The organism is Sphingomonas arvum (assembly GCF_026013565.1).
In the GTDB taxonomy this organism is placed as follows: domain Bacteria; phylum Pseudomonadota; class Alphaproteobacteria; order Sphingomonadales; family Sphingomonadaceae; genus Sphingomicrobium; species Sphingomicrobium arvum.
In genome coordinates, this window is the sequence record NZ_JAPDOB010000001.1 from 216496 (window position 1) to 231727 (window position 15232).

Here is a 15232-nt window from a genome sequence, read left to right on the forward strand (position 1 = left end):
CGCGCCTCAGGGCCGACAAGGCGGACAAACGTCGATCTGCGGCCCTGTTGCACTCGGCCGTTGACAGCCGCCGCCAGCCTCCCCTAAGCGCCGCCGCCTACCAGCTGACGAAGCTCCTGTGCCCAGGTGGCGGAATTGGTAGACGCACCAGCTTCAGGTGCTGGCGCTCGCAAGGGCGTGGAGGTTCGAGTCCTCTCCTGGGCACCACCCTTCCGGGCGACGTAGCGTCCGCTATGGGACAAGCGGCTCGCAGCTTACGCAGTCGACTTGCTGGTCCGCTACTTTCCCATCTTCAACCGCCGGTTGCCTGTGCAACCAAGCGCTGCGTGGCAGCCGCTGGGGTGATCGGGTGCGCTCGGCTGGCGGCCGGGCTGTCCGGCGCTCCCATGGCAAATGCCGCCGCTGCGAGCCGATTTGATGGGGCAACACATCGCCACCGACAGCGAGGCGCAGGCCAGGATCGCCAGGGGAGCGGCAAGCCAACTCACCCGTCATCCTCGTCGAGGAGGATGCGCATGCCGGCACCGTCGAGATCGTCGAATTGGCCGCTGCGCATCGACCAGAAAAACGCGGCCAGGCCGCAAAGGCCCAGCAGCAGGGCAAGCGGGATGAGCAGCGCAAGCCCGCTCACCGTGCCGCGCCCCTGAGCCGCAGCGCGTTGGCGACCACGATTATCGACGAGCAAGACATTGCAAGCGCCGCGACAAGCGGCGTGACCACCCCGGCAAAAGCCAGCGGCACCGCGATCACGTTGTAGCCGATTGCGATGGCGAAGTTCTGGCGCACGATCCGCAGGGTGCGGCGGGCGGCGGCGATTGCCTTCACCACGGGCAGCAGGCTGTCGCCAAGGAACACCATGTCCGCGGCATTCTGCCCGACGTCGCTGGCCGAGGCCGGCGCCATCGACACGTGCCCGGCAGCGAGTGCCGGACCGTCGTTCAGCCCGTCGCCGACCATTAGTACCCGGTGCCCGGCGGCCTGCAGGCGCGCGATCAGGTCCAGCTTGTCCTGAGGGCGCATGCTGGTCTGGGCGGTGAGGTTGAGTCCGTTCAGCGTGGCGGCCACGGCGCCTGCGCGATCACCGGTGGCGACGGACGGCTCGATCCCAATGTCGCGCAGCCGGCGGATGGTCTCGGCCGCGTCGGGCCGCAGCCGGTCCTCGAACCGCAGCAGGGTCGTGATGCCGTCCGCGTCGGTAAAGGCAGCGGCCATCCCATCGGATGACCCGGCGCTCCGGCCGAGGCTAACGGGCTTGCCACCGGCATAAGCGCGGACACCATAGCCGGGCTCTTCCGCCAATCCGTCCAGCGCGGCCGCGACCACGCCGTCGGCCGAGAGAACCCGCCGGACGGCCTGGGACAGCGGATGGCGGCTGGCCTGCGCCAGCGCAAGCAGCACCGGCTTGACATCAGGGGCGAGGTCGGCGGCGTTGACCAGCTCCGGCCGGCCCAGCGTCAGCGTGCCGGTCTTGTCGAACACGGCCCGGTCAGCCTCAGCCAGCCGCTCCAGCGCTGAGCCGTCTTTAACCAGCACGCCCGCCCGCATCAGCGAGCCGGCGGCGACGATCTGCGCGGCAGGGACGGCGAGGCCAAGCGCGCACGGGCAGGTGATGATCAGCACCGCCGCCGCAATCAGCAGCGACTGGTGCACGCCCGAGCCCATCAGCAGCCACAGCAGGAAGGAACAGGCCGCCAGCGTATGGACCGCCGGCGCATAAAGCCGGGCTGCCCGGTCCGCGATGCGGACGTAGCGCGACCGACCCTGGCCCGCTTCCTCCATCAGGCGCGAGATCTCGGCCAGGGTCGTGCCCTGCCCAGTGGCGGTGACCCGCACGGTGAGCGGCGCGAGCAAGTTCAGCGTGCCGGCGTGCACCGCCGTGCCGGGACCAGCCGCGACCGGCGTGGATTCGCCCGTCAGGAGCGAACAGTCGAGTCTGCTGGAGCCCACCTCGATCTCGCCGTCGGCAGCCAGCCGCTCGCCGGTGGCGACGAGCATGCGCATGCCAGGCTGGAGCTCGGCAGCGCGGATCCATTGGCTCGGACCTTCGGATTGCAGCACGAGTGCCCCAAGCGCGGTCTGCTTCAGCAACGCCGTCACGCCGTCGCGCGCGCGGTCGCGCATGACGCTGTCCAGCACTCGCCCGACCAGCAGGAAGAACAACAGCATCACCGCGCCATCGAAATAGGCGTTGGGGCCGCCCGTCAGCGCCTCGAACAGGCTGAGCGATGTCACCAGCAGGACGCCGATCGAGATCGGCACATCCATGTTGGTGCGCCCGTGGCGCAGCGCCGACCAGGCCGACCGGAAAAACGGCATGCCCGAGTAAGCGACCGTGGGAATGGCGATCAGGCCGGAGATGAGGTGGAACAGGTCGCGCGTCGCGCCCGCCGCACCAGACCAGACCGACACCGACAGCAGCATCACATTCATCGACGCGAAGCCGGCCACGGCGGTCGCTCGCAGCAGCTGGCGGGTCTCGCCCCCCGCAGCCTGCGCTGTGCCTAGGGTCAGCGGCTGCGACTGGAAGCCGACCCGCTCCACCGCGGCGACCAGGTCGGGCACCTGCAAGGATGCCGCATGCTCCACCGTCAGCTGCCTGGCGGTGACGTTAACGCGCGCGGAGACGAGGCCGGGGACGCCCGCCAGGCCCTTTTCGATCTTGGAGATGCAGCCCGCGCAATGGACACCGGGCACCGCCAGTACCGTGCGCTCGACCGGCTCGGCAGCGCGGACGGCGGCTTGCGCGGTCACGACAGCGTCTCGACGAGACGCGCCTCGTCGGCGCCCTTGCGAACGACCAGGTGCACGGCCCAGCGGCCCGCCGGTAACGGCCGGTCGGAGACGAAACCGCCGTCCTGCCGGGAAAAGCGCAGGGGCACGTCCGCCCGCCGGCCCAGCGGATGTTCGGCATAGCCGCTGACCTCGGCACCGCTGACGGACACGGTTATGGTGACGCGCCGCGCAGCGTCAACGCCGGGCTTGATCCGCCAGCCGAGCGCCTGCTGGCGCTTCGCTGCTGCCAACCACCGATTATATTCCTGGCTCGCGACATAGCTGTTCTCGACGACCACGCCGCCGAACGTGCGTACGGCCAGCGTGGCCATCAGCATATTCACCGAGATCACCACGCCGAAAAAAGCGACTAGAATGGCCGTCATGTGCCGCCCGTTAATTGATCGGGTCCTCATTGCGCCGGCCTGTCGAATTTGGCGTCGGTCATGTCGCGCTCATCCTGTCCGATCGCCCTGACCGTGAAGGTGAAGGGCTCGTCCGCTTCTCCGCCAGCAGGCGCGGTCACGAAAATAGGTAGTTTTGCGAGGGAATCGGCTGGCACGTTGGTGCGGAAGGCGGCACCCGCACGATCCCGGCTGCCGTCGGCGGTCCACATGGCGCCGCCGTCGAGCCCGTCCATCCGAACCTCGAACAGGCGCGGGCGAAGTTCCATGTTGCGCAACTTGAGCGTGAAGTTGTTGCGCACATGTCCGTCGGACAGCTGCACATAGGCCGGGTTGCGCCCGTGCAGCGCGCTGATGCTCAGCCGCTGGCGGTCGCCCAGTGCGAACAGCATGGCGACGCCAACGCCGCTCCATAGGCTGAAGTAGGCGAGGGTGCGGGGGCGCAGCACTGTCTTCCACAGGGGCTTGGGCGGTGCGCCGGCAGACTCTGCCGCGCAATCCTCCAGCGTGGCATAGTCGATCAAACCGCGCGGCTTGCCGATCTTGCCCATGACGCTGTCGCAGGCGTCGATGCATAAGGCGCAGGTGATGCAACCGATCTGCGGCCCTTCGCGGATGTCGATACCGGTCGGGCACACGGCCACGCACTGGTTGCAGTCGATGCAATCGCCGAGCCGTTCCGGCTGCCCGCCCAGGTCCGCCAGGGTCGCTGTCCGCCGTCCGCGCCCCCGCGGTTCCCCGCGCCAGTCTTTGTAGGTCACGATGAGGGTTTTCTCGTCCATCATCGCGGTCTGGATGCGGGGCCAGGGGCACATATAGATGCACACCTGCTCCCGCATGAAGCCGCCAAACACGAAGGTGGTGGCGGTCAGCAGGGCCACGGTTGCGTAGGCGACAGGTGCGGCCTGACCGTTGACGAACTCGTGCGCCAAGGTTGGCGCGTCGGCGAAGTAGAAGATCCACGCGCCGCCGGTCGCCACCGACACCAGCAGAAACAGCGCGTACTTGGTGCCACGGCGGGCGATCTTGCCCAGCGTCCAGGGCGCCTTCGCGAGCCTCGCCTGCGCATTGCGGTCGCCGTCGATGAAGCGTTCGAGGTGCTGGAACAGGTCCGTCCAGACCGTTTGCGGGCAGGCGTAGCCGCACCAGGCGCGGCCGACGGCGGAGGTGACCAGGAACAGGCCGACGCCGGCCATGATCAGCAGGCCCGCGACGTAGTAAAACTCGTGTGGCCAGATCTCGAGCGGACCGAAGTAGAAGCGGCGGTGGGCAAGGTCGACCAGCACTGCCTGGTCCGGCGCATACTGACCGCGGTGCCAGCGCAGCCAAGGCGTGACGTAGTAGATCAGCAGCGCCGCTGCCATGATCGACCATTTCAGGCGTCGGTAGAAGCCGTCGACCGCCTTGGGGTAGACCGCCTTGCGCTTCTCGTAGAGGCTGGCTGGATTATTCGACAGGTCGTTCATGGCGCTACCGAGTTTGCCGCAGGTCTCCCGCGCCGGTCTGGGTGCCGGCGCGGAAGAGCTGGTGAGCTGATTACCGGCTCGCCGTCTGCACCTTCTTCGCTTCGCCGCCACCAAGGGAGTATACGTAGGCGGCGAGCATCTTAACGGTAACGGGGTCGAGCTTCTCGCCCCAGCGCGGCATAACGCCAGCGCGGCTGTTGGTGATGGTCTCGGTGAGCGTCGCTTCATCGCCGCCGTACAGCCAGATGCCGTCCGTCAGGTTGGGCGCTCCGAACTGGCGGTTCCCTTTCCCGTCGGGGCCGTGGCAGGCGGCGCAGTTTGCGGCGAACAGGTCGCGGCCTTGAAGCGCCATGGCATCGGGTTTGCGCTGGTGACTGATAGTGCGGACATACGCGACCAGCGACTGGATCTGGTCGGGTTGCAGGATGCCGTCACGACCGAACGCAGGCATCAGCGACATGCGGGTGGCCTCGTGGTCCGGGTTACGGACGCCGTCGACCAGCGTGTGGTGGATGGCGCCCATGTCGCCGCCCCAAAGCCAATCATCGTCATTCAGGTTGGGATAGCCCTTGCTGCCGGTCGCGCCCGAGCCGTGGCATTGGACGCAATTGACGCGGAACGCCGCACGCCCGCCTTCCACCGCTGCCTGGAACAGCTGCGGATTGCCCGTCAGGTGCTCGGCGGGAGTTGCGGCGATGGCGCGGAGGACCGGCGCGCGCTGCGCCTCGGCCGCCTTCAGCTCTCCCTCCAACTGGCCCTGGCTCGACCAGCCGAGCGTCCCGGCCGTGGCCGAGCGGATCATCGGCCAGGCGGGATAGAAGATCGTGTAGGCCAGGCCCCAGGCGATGGTGATGTAGAAGGTCCACAGCCACCAGCGCGGCAGGGGCGTGTTGAGCTCCTCGATCCCGTCCCATTCATGGCCGACGGTTTCCGTCCCGGTCGGGTGATCGATGCGCTTCTTGTCGTCAGCCATGGTCGGCGTCCTTGAAGATCATGGTGGCAGCGTCGCGATTGCGGCTGCGGTTGCGAGGCAGAAAGGCCCAACCGACGAAGATCAGGTAGGTGAGGGCCATCACCACCAGGCCCCAGCTATCGGCAAAATGGCGGAAGGTCTCGTAGCTCACTTCATCTGCTCCTGCGCGGCGGCAGCTTTGAAGTCGACCTGGGTGCCGAGCATCTGGATATAGGCGACCAGCGCATCCATTTCGGTCACCTGGCTGGGATCGCCGTCGAAGTCGCGGATCTGCGCCTTGGGATAGCGCTTGGCGAGGTCGCCGGCATCGCGGCTCGGATCGGCCTGCGCCAGGAGGTCGTCATTGGCCTTAGCGATCGACGCTTCGCTATATGGCACGCCCGTGCGGCTGAGCGCCCGCAGGTCGCGGCTGACGTCGCCGACCTCCAGTTCGCGACTGGCCAGGAAGGAATAGCCCGGCATGATCGATTCCGGCACCACCGAGCGCGGGTTCTTGAGGTGCTGCACGTGCCATTCGTCAGAATAGCGTCCGCCGACCCGGGCCAAATCCGGCCCGGTCCGCTTGGAGCCCCATTGGAACGGGTGGTCGTACATACTCTCGGCCGCCAGGCTGTAGTGACCGTAGCGCTCTGTCTCATCCCGGAAGGGCCGGATCATCTGGCTGTGACAGCTGTAGCAGCCCTCACGGATGTAGATGTTGCGGCCTTCCAGCTCGAGCGGGGTGTAGGGGCGCACCCCGTCGACCTTCTCGATGGTGGAGTCGATCCAGAACAAGGGCGCGATCTCGACGATGCCGCCGATGGTGACCACCAGGAGGGAGAGCACCGCCAGGATGGTGACGTTGCGCTCGATGTGGCCGTGGGTGAAGGGCTTGCTGGCCATGGACAGGTCCTATTCGGCGGCGATCGGCTGGGCGACAGGCTCGTTGGCGGGCACCGGCAGGGGTGCCGGCTGCTCCGCCGCCTGAGCCGGCAGCGGCCGGTCGGCGTCGGGGTTGAAGGGGGCGTCGCTCAGCGGCTTTTCCTGCCGCAGGTTGCCGCGGATCGTCTGGGCGATGTTCCAGATCATGATCAGGAAGCCGGCCAGGTAGAGCAGGCCGCCCGCCGCGCGGATCAGGTACATCGGGTGCATCGCCTGGACGACTTCCGCGAAGGAGTAGACGAGGTAGCCGTCCGCTCCATATTCGCGCCACATCAGGCCCTGCATGATGCCGGCCGTCCACATGGCGGCGGCGTAGAGGACGATCCCCAGGGTCGCGAGCCAGAAGTGCCAGTTGACCATCCGCAGCGAGTAGAGCCGCTGGCGATTCCACAGGCGCGGGGCGAGATAATAGATGGCGGCGAAGGTGATCATGCCGTTCCAGCCAAGCGCGCCGGCATGGACGTGGCCGATGGTCCAGTCGGTGTAGTGCGACAGCGAGTTCACCGCCTTCACCGACAGCATCGGGCCTTCGAAGGTGGCCATGCCGTAGAAGGCCAGCGCCATCACCATCATGCGGATGATCGGGTCGGTGCGGACCTTGTCCCACGCCCCGTTGAGGGTCATCAGGCCGTTAATCATGCCGCCCCAGCTCGGCATCCACAGCATCACGGAGAACACCATGCCCAGCGTCTGCGCCCAGTCGGGCAGCGCCGTATAATGCAGGTGGTGCGGACCCGCCCAAATGTAGAGGAAGATCAGCGACCAAAAGTGGATGATCGACAGCCGGTAGCTGTAGACTGGGCGCTCGGCCTGCTTGGGCACGAAGTAGTACATCATGGCCAAGAAGCCGGCCGTCAGGAAGAAGCCGACCGCATTGTGGCCGTACCACCATTGGGTCAGCGCATCCTGCACGCCTGCGAATGCCGAGTAGCTTTTGGAGCCGAGCAGGCTGACCGGCATGCTGAGGTTGTTCACCAGGTGCAGCATGGCAATGGTCAGGATGAAGCTTAGGTAGAACCAGTTGGCAACGTAGATGTGCGGTTCGCGGCGCTTCACGATGGTGCCGACGAACACCGCTGCATAGGCGACCCACACGACGGTCAGCCACAGGTCGACGTACCACTCGGGCTCGGCATACTCGCGCCCTTCCGTGATCCCGAGCAGGTAGCCGGTGGCGGCGAGCACGATGAACAACTGGTAGCCCCAGAAGACGAAGCGGGCGAGGGTGGGAAAGGCGAGCCGCGCGCGGCAGGTGCGCTGCACCACGTAGAAGCTGGTGGCGATCAGGGCATTGCCGCCGAAGGCAAAGATCACCGCCGACGTGTGCAGCGGGCGGAGACGGCCGAAGCTGGTGTATTCGAGGCCTAGGTTCAGCGCCGGATAGGCCAGCTGAAGCGCGATATAGAGGCCCGCGAGGAAGCCCGCCGCACCCCAGAAGAGAGTGGCAATGACGCCCCACCGGACGGGGTCGTCATCGTAGCGCGAGTGGTCGGCCTTGCGCGGCGCTGCGGCGGTGGCGAACGCGAAGTAATTGGCCTTTTGCAGGCCAGCGGTCATCGCCAGCAGCGCCGCGATCGCGACGATGGCCATGTGGACCGAGAAGCCGAAGTCGGCAGAGGCGGCCACCGCGATCACGGCGATCACCGCGACCAGCAGCCACCCGCCGCTCTTGAGTACCAGCTGTTCCATGAGTTTCGCCCGTCAATTGCCCTTGCGCCAAGACTAGCGAAGAGCAGGCGGGCCGCGCCGTAAGCAAAGTTACTTAGCTTCAGGGCGCCCGCGCGGACCCCGCGCCGAGCCTCCCTGCCGCCTAGGGCCTCAAGGTGAATTGCGCTGGATCAAAACGGGCGCACGAGGCGCCCGGAGCGTCAGCTGCGGTGGCGGCGGCGCAGCACCTCGACCACCTCGTTCCACCCGAAGCCGCGCGCCTCCATCAGCACGGTGAGATGATAGAGCAGGTCGGCGATCTCCTCCGCGGTTCCGGCTGGGTCACGGGTGACGGCGGCGAGCGCGACCTCGACGCCCTCCTCGCCGATCTTTTGCGCGATCCGGGTCGGGCCTTCCTTCAAGAGCCAGCGGGTGTAGCTGGTGTCCGGACCGGAGCGCGCCCGTTCGGCCACTACCTGCGACAGCTCGGCCAGCCAGGCGGGGCCGTCGAGTTCGCCGCCGAAGCAGCTCGGCGTGCCTTCGTGGCAGGTCGGGCCTTCGGGGTCGGCCAGCACGACTAGCGCATCGGCGTCGCAATCCTCGTGGACGGCGCGCACCCGGAGGCGGTTGCCGCTCGTCTCGCCCTTCTGCCACAGCCGGTTCTTGGAGCGGCTGAAGAAGGTTGCGTAACCGGTCTCCAGCGTGGCGCCGAGCGCCGCCTCGTCCATGTAGCCGAGCATCAGCAGCCGGCCGCCGTGCGCATCCTGCACCGCCGCAGGCAGAAGCCCGCCCATCTTGTCCCAGGCAAGGGCGGGCAGGTCGGCGGGTGTCAGGGGCGAACGTCGATCCCGCATCGGGCGAGAAACTCCTTGAGCTCGGGAATGGCGATCAGTCGGTCGTGGAAGACGGTGGCGGCGAGCGCCCCGCTGGCGCCGGCCAGGAAGGCATCCCGGAAGTGTGCGGGCGCGCCGGCGCCCCCGCTGGCGATCACGGGCACGGTGACGGCGTCGGCGACGTCACGGGTATGGTCGAGGTCGTAGCCGGACCGCACACCGTCCCGGCTCATGCAGTTGAGCACGATCTCGCCGGCCCCGCGCTCGGCCGCTTCGCGAACCCAATCGAGCGTGCGCCGGCCGGCCGCGCGGCTGCGGGTCGGGTCGCCGGTATATTGTTTAACGTGATAGTTGCCGTCTTCATCGCGCAGGCTGTCCACCCCAACGACGACGCACTGGCTTCCAAAGTCGCGCGCGAGATCCTCGATCAGCGCCGGCCGTTCCAGTGCGGGCGAGTTGACCGACACCTTGTCGGCGCCCGCTTCCAGGCAGGCCGCCGCCTGGTCGCGCGTGCGGATGCCGCCGGCGACGGCGAATGGGATGTCGATCAGGCGCGCCACGCGGCGGATCCAGTCCAGGTCGAGCGTCCGTCCCGCCGGACTAGCCGAGATGTCGTAGAAGACAAGTTCGTCGGCGCTTTGCGCCACGTAGTAAGCGGTATGCTCCTCGATGCCGCCCACGTCGCGGTGGCCTTCGAAGCGGACGCCCTTGACCACGCGCCCATCGCGCACGTCGAGGCAGGGGATGATCCGGCGTGCCGGCACCTAGGTAAACAGTTCGGACAGGGGGATATGGCCTTCCCACAAGGCCTTGCCGACAATCGCGCCATCGGTCGGCAGGTGCGCGATGTCGGCGAGCGACGAAATACCGCCGCTGGCCTGTATGGCGAGGTGCGGGAGGCGCTCGGCGGCCTCCCCGTAAAGGGCGGCGTTGGGCCCCTCCAGCATGCCGTCCCGGCCGATATCGGTGAGCAGCAGGTGGCGCGCTTGCGGGAAGCGACCGGCAAGCTCCCACAAGCTGAGCCCGCTTGCCGCCTGCCAGCCGTGCATGGCGACCCTAGGCGTGCCCTGTTCCACGCGGACGTCCATTGCAAGGGTGATGCGGTCCGGACCGAAGCTGTCGAGCATCGACCCGACCAGGTCGGGCCGGGTTACGCACAGGCTGCCGACCACCGCGCGATCGACGCCCTGTTCGAATAGGCGGGCGACGTGGCCGGCGGTGCGAATGCCCCCGGCGACCTGCAGCTTTAGGCCGGACGAGCGGGCGAGAGTGCTAAGCAGGTCGTGCTGCACCGGTTCGCCCACGCGGGTGCCGTCGAGGTCGACGATGTGCGCCCAGGTCGCGCCCGCAGCGGCGAAGCGGGCGAGGGCGGCCGCCGGCGCTTCGTTGTAGAAGGTGCTGTCCTCGAACCGACCCTGGCGGAGGCGCACTGGCCGCCCACCGATCAGATCCATGGCGGGATAGACGATCATGCGGCCAGCCATGCTCCGAGGAAGCGGGCACCGGCCGCGCCGGAGCGCTCGGGGTGAAATTGTGCACCGGTCAGGCGGCCGGAGCGGACCACCGCTGGCACGGTACGGCCGTAGTCGGTGCTGGCGGCAGTCGCCGGGCCGTCGTCACAGGCATAGCTATGGGCGAAGTAGACGTAGTCGCCGCTGGCGAGGCCGAGCGATGGGTCGCGCACGTCCAGCTTGCTCCACCCCATATGCGGTACGGGGCGCTCCGGCGCGGGCTGCAGCTTGCGGACGCGGCCGGGCAGCAGGCCGAGGCCGCGCGTGTCCTCTTCTTCCGTATGCTCGAACAGCAACTGCATGCCGAGGCAGATGCCGAGCAGCGGCTGGGGGAGTTCGGCGACGAGCCGGTCCAGCCCGCGCGCACGGGCTTGCCGCATTGCATAGCCGGCGTGACCAACGCCGGGCAGGACCAGCTTGTCGGCGGCGCGAAGCACCTCCGGCTCACCGCTGATCTCCGGCACGACGCCCAGGCGCTCGAACGCGATCGCGACGGAGCCCAAGTTACCGTAGCCGAGGTCGATGCAGACTAGCCTCACAGCACGCCCTTGGTGCTGGGCAGGGCGTCGGCCGCGCCCTCCCGCGCCACGGCCTGGCGCAGCGCCCGGCCGAATGCCTTGAAGCAGGCCTCAACCTTGTGGTGGTCGTTCTGGCCGTCGACCCGAACGTGGATGGCGGCGCGCATGCTGTCGGCCAGGCTGCGGAAGACGTGCGGCGTCATCTCGGTCGGATAGGCGCCGATGTGGGTCGCGTCGAACGCTCCTTCGAAGCGGCAGAACGGGCGGCCGGACAGATCGATCAGCACCTGCGCCTCGGTTTCATCCATCGGCAGGGCGAAGCCAAACCGGCCAATTCCGCGCTTGTCGTCGAGCGCTCGTCCGAGCGCCTCGCCGAGCGCGATGGCGCAATCCTCGACGCTGTGATGGGCGTCGATGTCGAGGTCGCCATCGCAGCTCAGCAGCAGGCTGAAGTTGCCGTGGGCTGCGACCTGGTCGAGCATGTGGTCGAAGAAGGGCACGCCCGTGTCGATCCGGCGCGGCTCGGCCATGTCGAGGTCCACCGAGACCGCGATCCTGGTCTCCTTTGTGTCGCGGACCAGCTCGGCCCGGCGCTGCTTCGGCGCGGCGGTGGCGGGCACCTCGAAGGCGCGCAGTGCGGCGTCGTTCTCTTCTGGCGTGCCGATCGTGAGCCGCACCCCGCCCGGCGCCGCGTTGGGCCGGAAGCGAATGCGGATGCCCAGTGTGTCCAGGCGCCGGCTCAGCGCTTCCGCATCGTTCACTTCCAGGAACAGGAAGTTGCCCGCGCTTCCGTGCACGCAATGGACGATCGGCGAGGTGGCGAGCAGCGGGGCGAGCCTCTCGCGTTCCGCCTTGATCCGCTCGATCCGCTCCAGGTGAACGGCGCGCCGGGCGGGTGACAGCGCCTTCAGCGCCTCGTCGATGCACAGAGTGGGGAGCGGGTAGGGCGGCGCGGCGCGGGCAACCATGGCGATCGTCTCGGGCGCGGCGACGAGCCCGCCCACCCGCGCACCGGCGAGCCCGAATGCCTTCGACAAGGTCTTGAGCACGATCAGATTCGGCCGACGGGTCGCTTCATCGGCCAGGCTCGGCGTGTCGGAGAACTCCAGATAGGCCTCGTCCGACAACACCATGGTGTTGGGCAGCGCATCCGCTACCGCCAGCACGTCGGCGGACTCGACCGGCGTTCCGGTGGGGTTGTTGGGCGAGCATATGAAGACGAGCTTCAGGTTTGCCTCACCCGCGACGGCGTCCAGCAGCCGCTTCGGCTCGAAGGCGAAATCCGCGCCCAGCCGCGCCTCGATGACGCGGGCGCCCTGCAGGTTTGCGAAATGGGCGTAGGCGGAGAAGGTCGGCAGGCACACCGCCACCGCGTCCTCCTGCGGTCGGCAGAAGGTGCGCACGAGCAGGTCGATGGCATCGTCCCCGCCGCGGGTCACCAAAAAGCTGTCCGGGGCCACGCCATACAATGCGGCCATCGCCACGCGCAGCCGGATCGGCTGCGGTTCGGGGTAACGGTTCACCCCGGCGCTTCCGAGCGGCGGGAATGGGTTCTCGTTCGCGTCAAGTTTGATGGTCTCAGACCCGAATGGGTTCCCATCCCGCTTGCCTAGGTCGAAGGCGGGCAGGCGCAGGATCTCGGGCCGGGCGAGGTACTCGGCGAGGCTCATGCATTCACCCGGGCATCGGCTGCGCGGGCGTGCGCCTCCAGCCCTTCCAACCGGGCGAGCGCCGCGGCAACGGGCGCGATCGCCTGCGCGGCACCGTCGGCCAATTGCTGCACGGTCATCGCTTTCATGAACGTCAGGACCGACACACCGCTCCACGCCCGCGCCGCGCCGTCGGTCGGCAGGACGTGGCTCGAACCGGCGCAATAATCGCCGAAGGTCTCGGCCGATTGCCGACCGGCGAACACCGCGCCCGCATTGCAAATGCTCGGCAGCAGCGCCTCCGGGTCGGCGAGGTTTAGCGACAGGTGCTCGGGCGCATAGGCGTTCGCCACCTCCGCCGCCGTGTCGAGGTCCGGGCACAGCACTAGCCGCGCCTGCTCCAGCGAGGCCTCTGCGGTCGCCCGACGCGGCAGGTCGGCCACTTGCCGCTGCACTTCGCCCCGCACGGCTTCGAGCAAGCTCGCCGAGTCCGTGGCCAGCATGACCTGCGCCTGTGAGTCGTGCTCGGCCTGGCTCAGCAGGTCGGCAGCAACGACCGCAGGGTCGGCCTCGCCGTCGGCGATGACCAGCAACTCGGACGGGCCGGCCGGCATGTCGATCGCCGGTCCGCCGGGGAGGGATGCGACGAGCGTCTTGGCCTCGGCCACCCAGGCGTTGCCCGGACCGCAGATCTTGTCGCAGCGTGGGATCGCTCCGGCCCCGAACGCCAGCGCGGCGATCGCCTGCGCCCCGCCAATAGTCCATACCGCGTCGATACCGCACAGCTCCGCCGAGAGCGCGACCAGCGGATCGAGGCTGGCGTCGCACGGCGGCGTGACCACTACCAGCTCGCCCACGCCGGCCGCTTCCGCGGGCAGTGCGAGCATCAGCAGCGTAGAAAACAGAGGGGTCGCTCCGCCCGGCACATACAGGCCGACCCGGTCGATCGGCCGCCATAGCTTGCGCACCATGAGGCCGGGCTGGATCTCGACCGCCACGTCGGCTGGCCGACTTGCTTGATGGAACGTACGGATGTTGGCGACGGCCAGCTCGATCGCGGCCCGCTGCTCGCTGCTCAGCATTCGCCGAGCTTCCCTCGCGCCATCCGCGACCGGCACCAGCTCCGGCGCAGCGCGGTCGATTTGCTCGGCGTGGCGCACCACGGCTTCCCAGCCATCGGCCCGCACGTCCTCGACGATGGTCGCGACCGTCTGCTTCAGCGCTGGGTCCGCCCTACCACTTGGGCGCGACAGCACGGCCGCCTGCTCGACGGCGCCAAGCTCGTTCCAAACTACGCTCTTCACAGCATCATCTTCTCGATCGGCAAGACCAGGATCGCCGACGCGCCGGCCGCCTTGAGGTCGTGCAGCGTTTCCCAGAACACCGATTCCTGGCAAACGGCGTGCACGGCGAAGTGCCCCGGCCGCCCGTGCAGCGGAAGGATGGTCGGTGCCTCCGCGCCCGGAAGCAGCCGGGTGATCGCCGGCAGCGCGGTGCTCGGCGCATTGAGCATGATGTATTTGGCGTCGCGGGTGCCGATCACGCCCTGCAGCCGCTTCCACAGCCGCTCCGCCTGCTCCTGCTTGGGGCCAGTCACGGGCTTGCGGGTGCGGATCAGCACTGCCTCGCTGTCCAGGACGGTGTCCACCGCCCTAAGGCCGTTCGCTTCCAGCGTGGCGCCGGTCGACACTAGGTCGCAGATGAAGGGCGCTATGCCCAGACGCGGCGCCAGTTCCACCGCTCCGTTCATCTTGACTGCCTCAGCGTCGATGCCGCGCTCTGCCAGCCACGCGTCGACGATGTTGGGGTAGGAAGTGGCGATGCGCTGGCCGGCCAGGCTCTCTGCACCATGCCACTGCGCTCCCTCGGGCGCCGCTAGCTTCAGCGTGCAGTGACCGAAGCCCAGCGCCGCCACGACCTCGCAGCGCTCCTCGCCCTCGTCGAGCGCGAATTCGTACAACACGTTCTGCCCCACGATGCCGAACTCGCACGCCCCATCGGCGACGAAAGTCGGGATGTCGTCATCCCGCACAAACATCAGGTCGGCTGGGAAATTCTCGATTCGAGCCGCCAGCGCGTTCTTGCCGTTCGCGATGCGCAGGCCGGCATCGGTCAGCAGCCCGCGGCTAAGGTCGGAGAGCCGCCCCGACTTCTGAACTGCGATGTGCAGCCGCTCCGCGTCAACCAGCATTAGCCGCCTCCAGCGCGTCGATCGTCTGCCGGTATCCCATGTGCGGCTCCTGCCGCAGGAACCGGGCGACCCGCACGATGGTGGTAGTGCTGACCCCCGTCGCTTCGTGGATGTCGCGATAGCTCATGTCCGTCCGGTCCAGCAGGCGCGCGACATGCCAGCGCTCGGCCAGCGTCCTGACCTCCGCCGGCGTGCACAGATCGGTGAGCAGCCGCCGCATCTGCGCCGGATCGTCGGGCACGAGCAGAGCCGCGCACAATTGATCGGTGAGGGTATCGAGGTTCTTGGTCGGGCTCATCTTGTTACAACGTGGTAGAACGTTGCAACGCAGTTAGGAGCGGCTGACG

16 protein-coding genes and 1 tRNA gene are annotated in these 15232 nt (G+C 68.0%); 1 reads left to right on the plus strand and 16 read right to left on the minus strand.

All coding sequences use genetic code 11. The features are described from left to right. Positions 1-120 precede the first annotated feature (120 nt). Positions 121-207, plus strand: a tRNA-Leu gene (locus tag OMW55_RS01125). Positions 208-484: 277 nt separating this feature from the next. Here the strand turns inward: OMW55_RS01125 and ccoS are convergent. The 16 genes from ccoS to OMW55_RS01205 form a co-directional block, all read right to left on the minus strand. Beyond that, on the minus strand, positions 485-631 hold the full coding sequence (ccoS, locus tag OMW55_RS01130) for a cbb3-type cytochrome oxidase assembly protein CcoS (RefSeq protein WP_264880170.1): 147 nt from the start codon (positions 629-631) through the stop codon (positions 485-487). Further along, the gene (locus OMW55_RS01135) at positions 628-2751 is read right to left on the minus strand and encodes a heavy metal translocating P-type ATPase (protein WP_264880172.1); all 2124 of its coding nucleotides are present in this window, start codon (positions 2749-2751) and stop codon (positions 628-630) included. Before OMW55_RS01135 ends, ccoS begins: the two co-directional genes overlap by 4 nt. After that, entirely contained in the window at positions 2748-3158 is a 411-nt protein-coding gene (locus tag OMW55_RS01140) for a FixH family protein (RefSeq protein WP_264880173.1), read from the minus strand. The genes OMW55_RS01135 and OMW55_RS01140 overlap by 4 nt, the downstream gene beginning before the upstream one ends. 26 nt (positions 3159-3184) lie before the next feature. Then, positions 3185-4642: a cytochrome c oxidase accessory protein CcoG gene (ccoG, locus tag OMW55_RS01145; protein WP_264880174.1), complete on the minus strand. Its 1458-nt coding sequence runs from the start codon at positions 4640-4642 to the stop codon at positions 3185-3187. A 70-nt stretch (positions 4643-4712) separates the two neighbouring features. Beyond that, positions 4713-5615, minus strand: coding sequence for a cytochrome-c oxidase, cbb3-type subunit III (gene ccoP, locus OMW55_RS01150; protein ID WP_264880176.1), 903 nt, complete (start codon positions 5613-5615; stop codon positions 4713-4715). Beyond that, a complete protein-coding gene (locus tag OMW55_RS01155) occupies positions 5608-5766 on the minus strand; it encodes a cbb3-type cytochrome c oxidase subunit 3 (protein WP_264880177.1) in 159 nt (52 codons plus the stop codon). Before OMW55_RS01155 ends, ccoP begins: the two co-directional genes overlap by 8 nt. Beyond that, on the minus strand, positions 5763-6497 hold the full coding sequence (gene ccoO / locus OMW55_RS01160) for a cytochrome-c oxidase, cbb3-type subunit II (RefSeq protein WP_264880178.1): 735 nt from the start codon (positions 6495-6497) through the stop codon (positions 5763-5765). Before ccoO ends, OMW55_RS01155 begins: the two co-directional genes overlap by 4 nt. Before the next feature lie 9 nt (positions 6498-6506). Further along, entirely contained in the window at positions 6507-8225 is a 1719-nt protein-coding gene (ccoN, locus tag OMW55_RS01165) for a cytochrome-c oxidase, cbb3-type subunit I (RefSeq protein ID WP_264880179.1), read from the minus strand. A 179-nt stretch (positions 8226-8404) separates the two neighbouring features. Then, positions 8405-9037, minus strand: a complete 633-nt coding sequence (gene hisIE, locus OMW55_RS01170) for a bifunctional phosphoribosyl-AMP cyclohydrolase/phosphoribosyl-ATP diphosphatase HisIE (protein WP_264880181.1) — start codon at positions 9035-9037, stop codon at positions 8405-8407. Continuing rightward, positions 9013-9780: an imidazole glycerol phosphate synthase subunit HisF gene (hisF, locus tag OMW55_RS01175; RefSeq protein WP_264880183.1), complete on the minus strand. Its 768-nt coding sequence runs from the start codon at positions 9778-9780 to the stop codon at positions 9013-9015. Before hisF ends, hisIE begins: the two co-directional genes overlap by 25 nt. Continuing rightward, the gene (locus OMW55_RS01180; protein ID WP_264880185.1) at positions 9781-10488 is read right to left on the minus strand and encodes a 1-(5-phosphoribosyl)-5-[(5-phosphoribosylamino)methylideneamino]imidazole-4-carboxamide isomerase; all 708 of its coding nucleotides are present in this window, start codon (positions 10486-10488) and stop codon (positions 9781-9783) included. Next, the gene (hisH, locus tag OMW55_RS01185; RefSeq protein ID WP_264880186.1) at positions 10485-11066 is read right to left on the minus strand and encodes an imidazole glycerol phosphate synthase subunit HisH; all 582 of its coding nucleotides are present in this window, start codon (positions 11064-11066) and stop codon (positions 10485-10487) included. Before hisH ends, OMW55_RS01180 begins: the two co-directional genes overlap by 4 nt. Next, positions 11063-12715, minus strand: coding sequence for a histidinol-phosphate transaminase (hisC, locus tag OMW55_RS01190; protein WP_264880187.1), 1653 nt, complete (start codon positions 12713-12715; stop codon positions 11063-11065). Before hisC ends, hisH begins: the two co-directional genes overlap by 4 nt. Next, a complete protein-coding gene (gene hisD / locus OMW55_RS01195) occupies positions 12712-13998 on the minus strand; it encodes a histidinol dehydrogenase (protein WP_264880189.1) in 1287 nt (428 codons plus the stop codon). Before hisD ends, hisC begins: the two co-directional genes overlap by 4 nt. Then, positions 13995-14885: an ATP phosphoribosyltransferase gene (hisG, locus tag OMW55_RS01200; RefSeq protein WP_264880191.1), complete on the minus strand. Its 891-nt coding sequence runs from the start codon at positions 14883-14885 to the stop codon at positions 13995-13997. Before hisG ends, hisD begins: the two co-directional genes overlap by 4 nt. Beyond that, on the minus strand, positions 14875-15183 hold the full coding sequence (locus OMW55_RS01205) for a YerC/YecD family TrpR-related protein (RefSeq protein WP_264880193.1): 309 nt from the start codon (positions 15181-15183) through the stop codon (positions 14875-14877). Before OMW55_RS01205 ends, hisG begins: the two co-directional genes overlap by 11 nt. Positions 15184-15232: the final 49 nt, after the last annotated feature.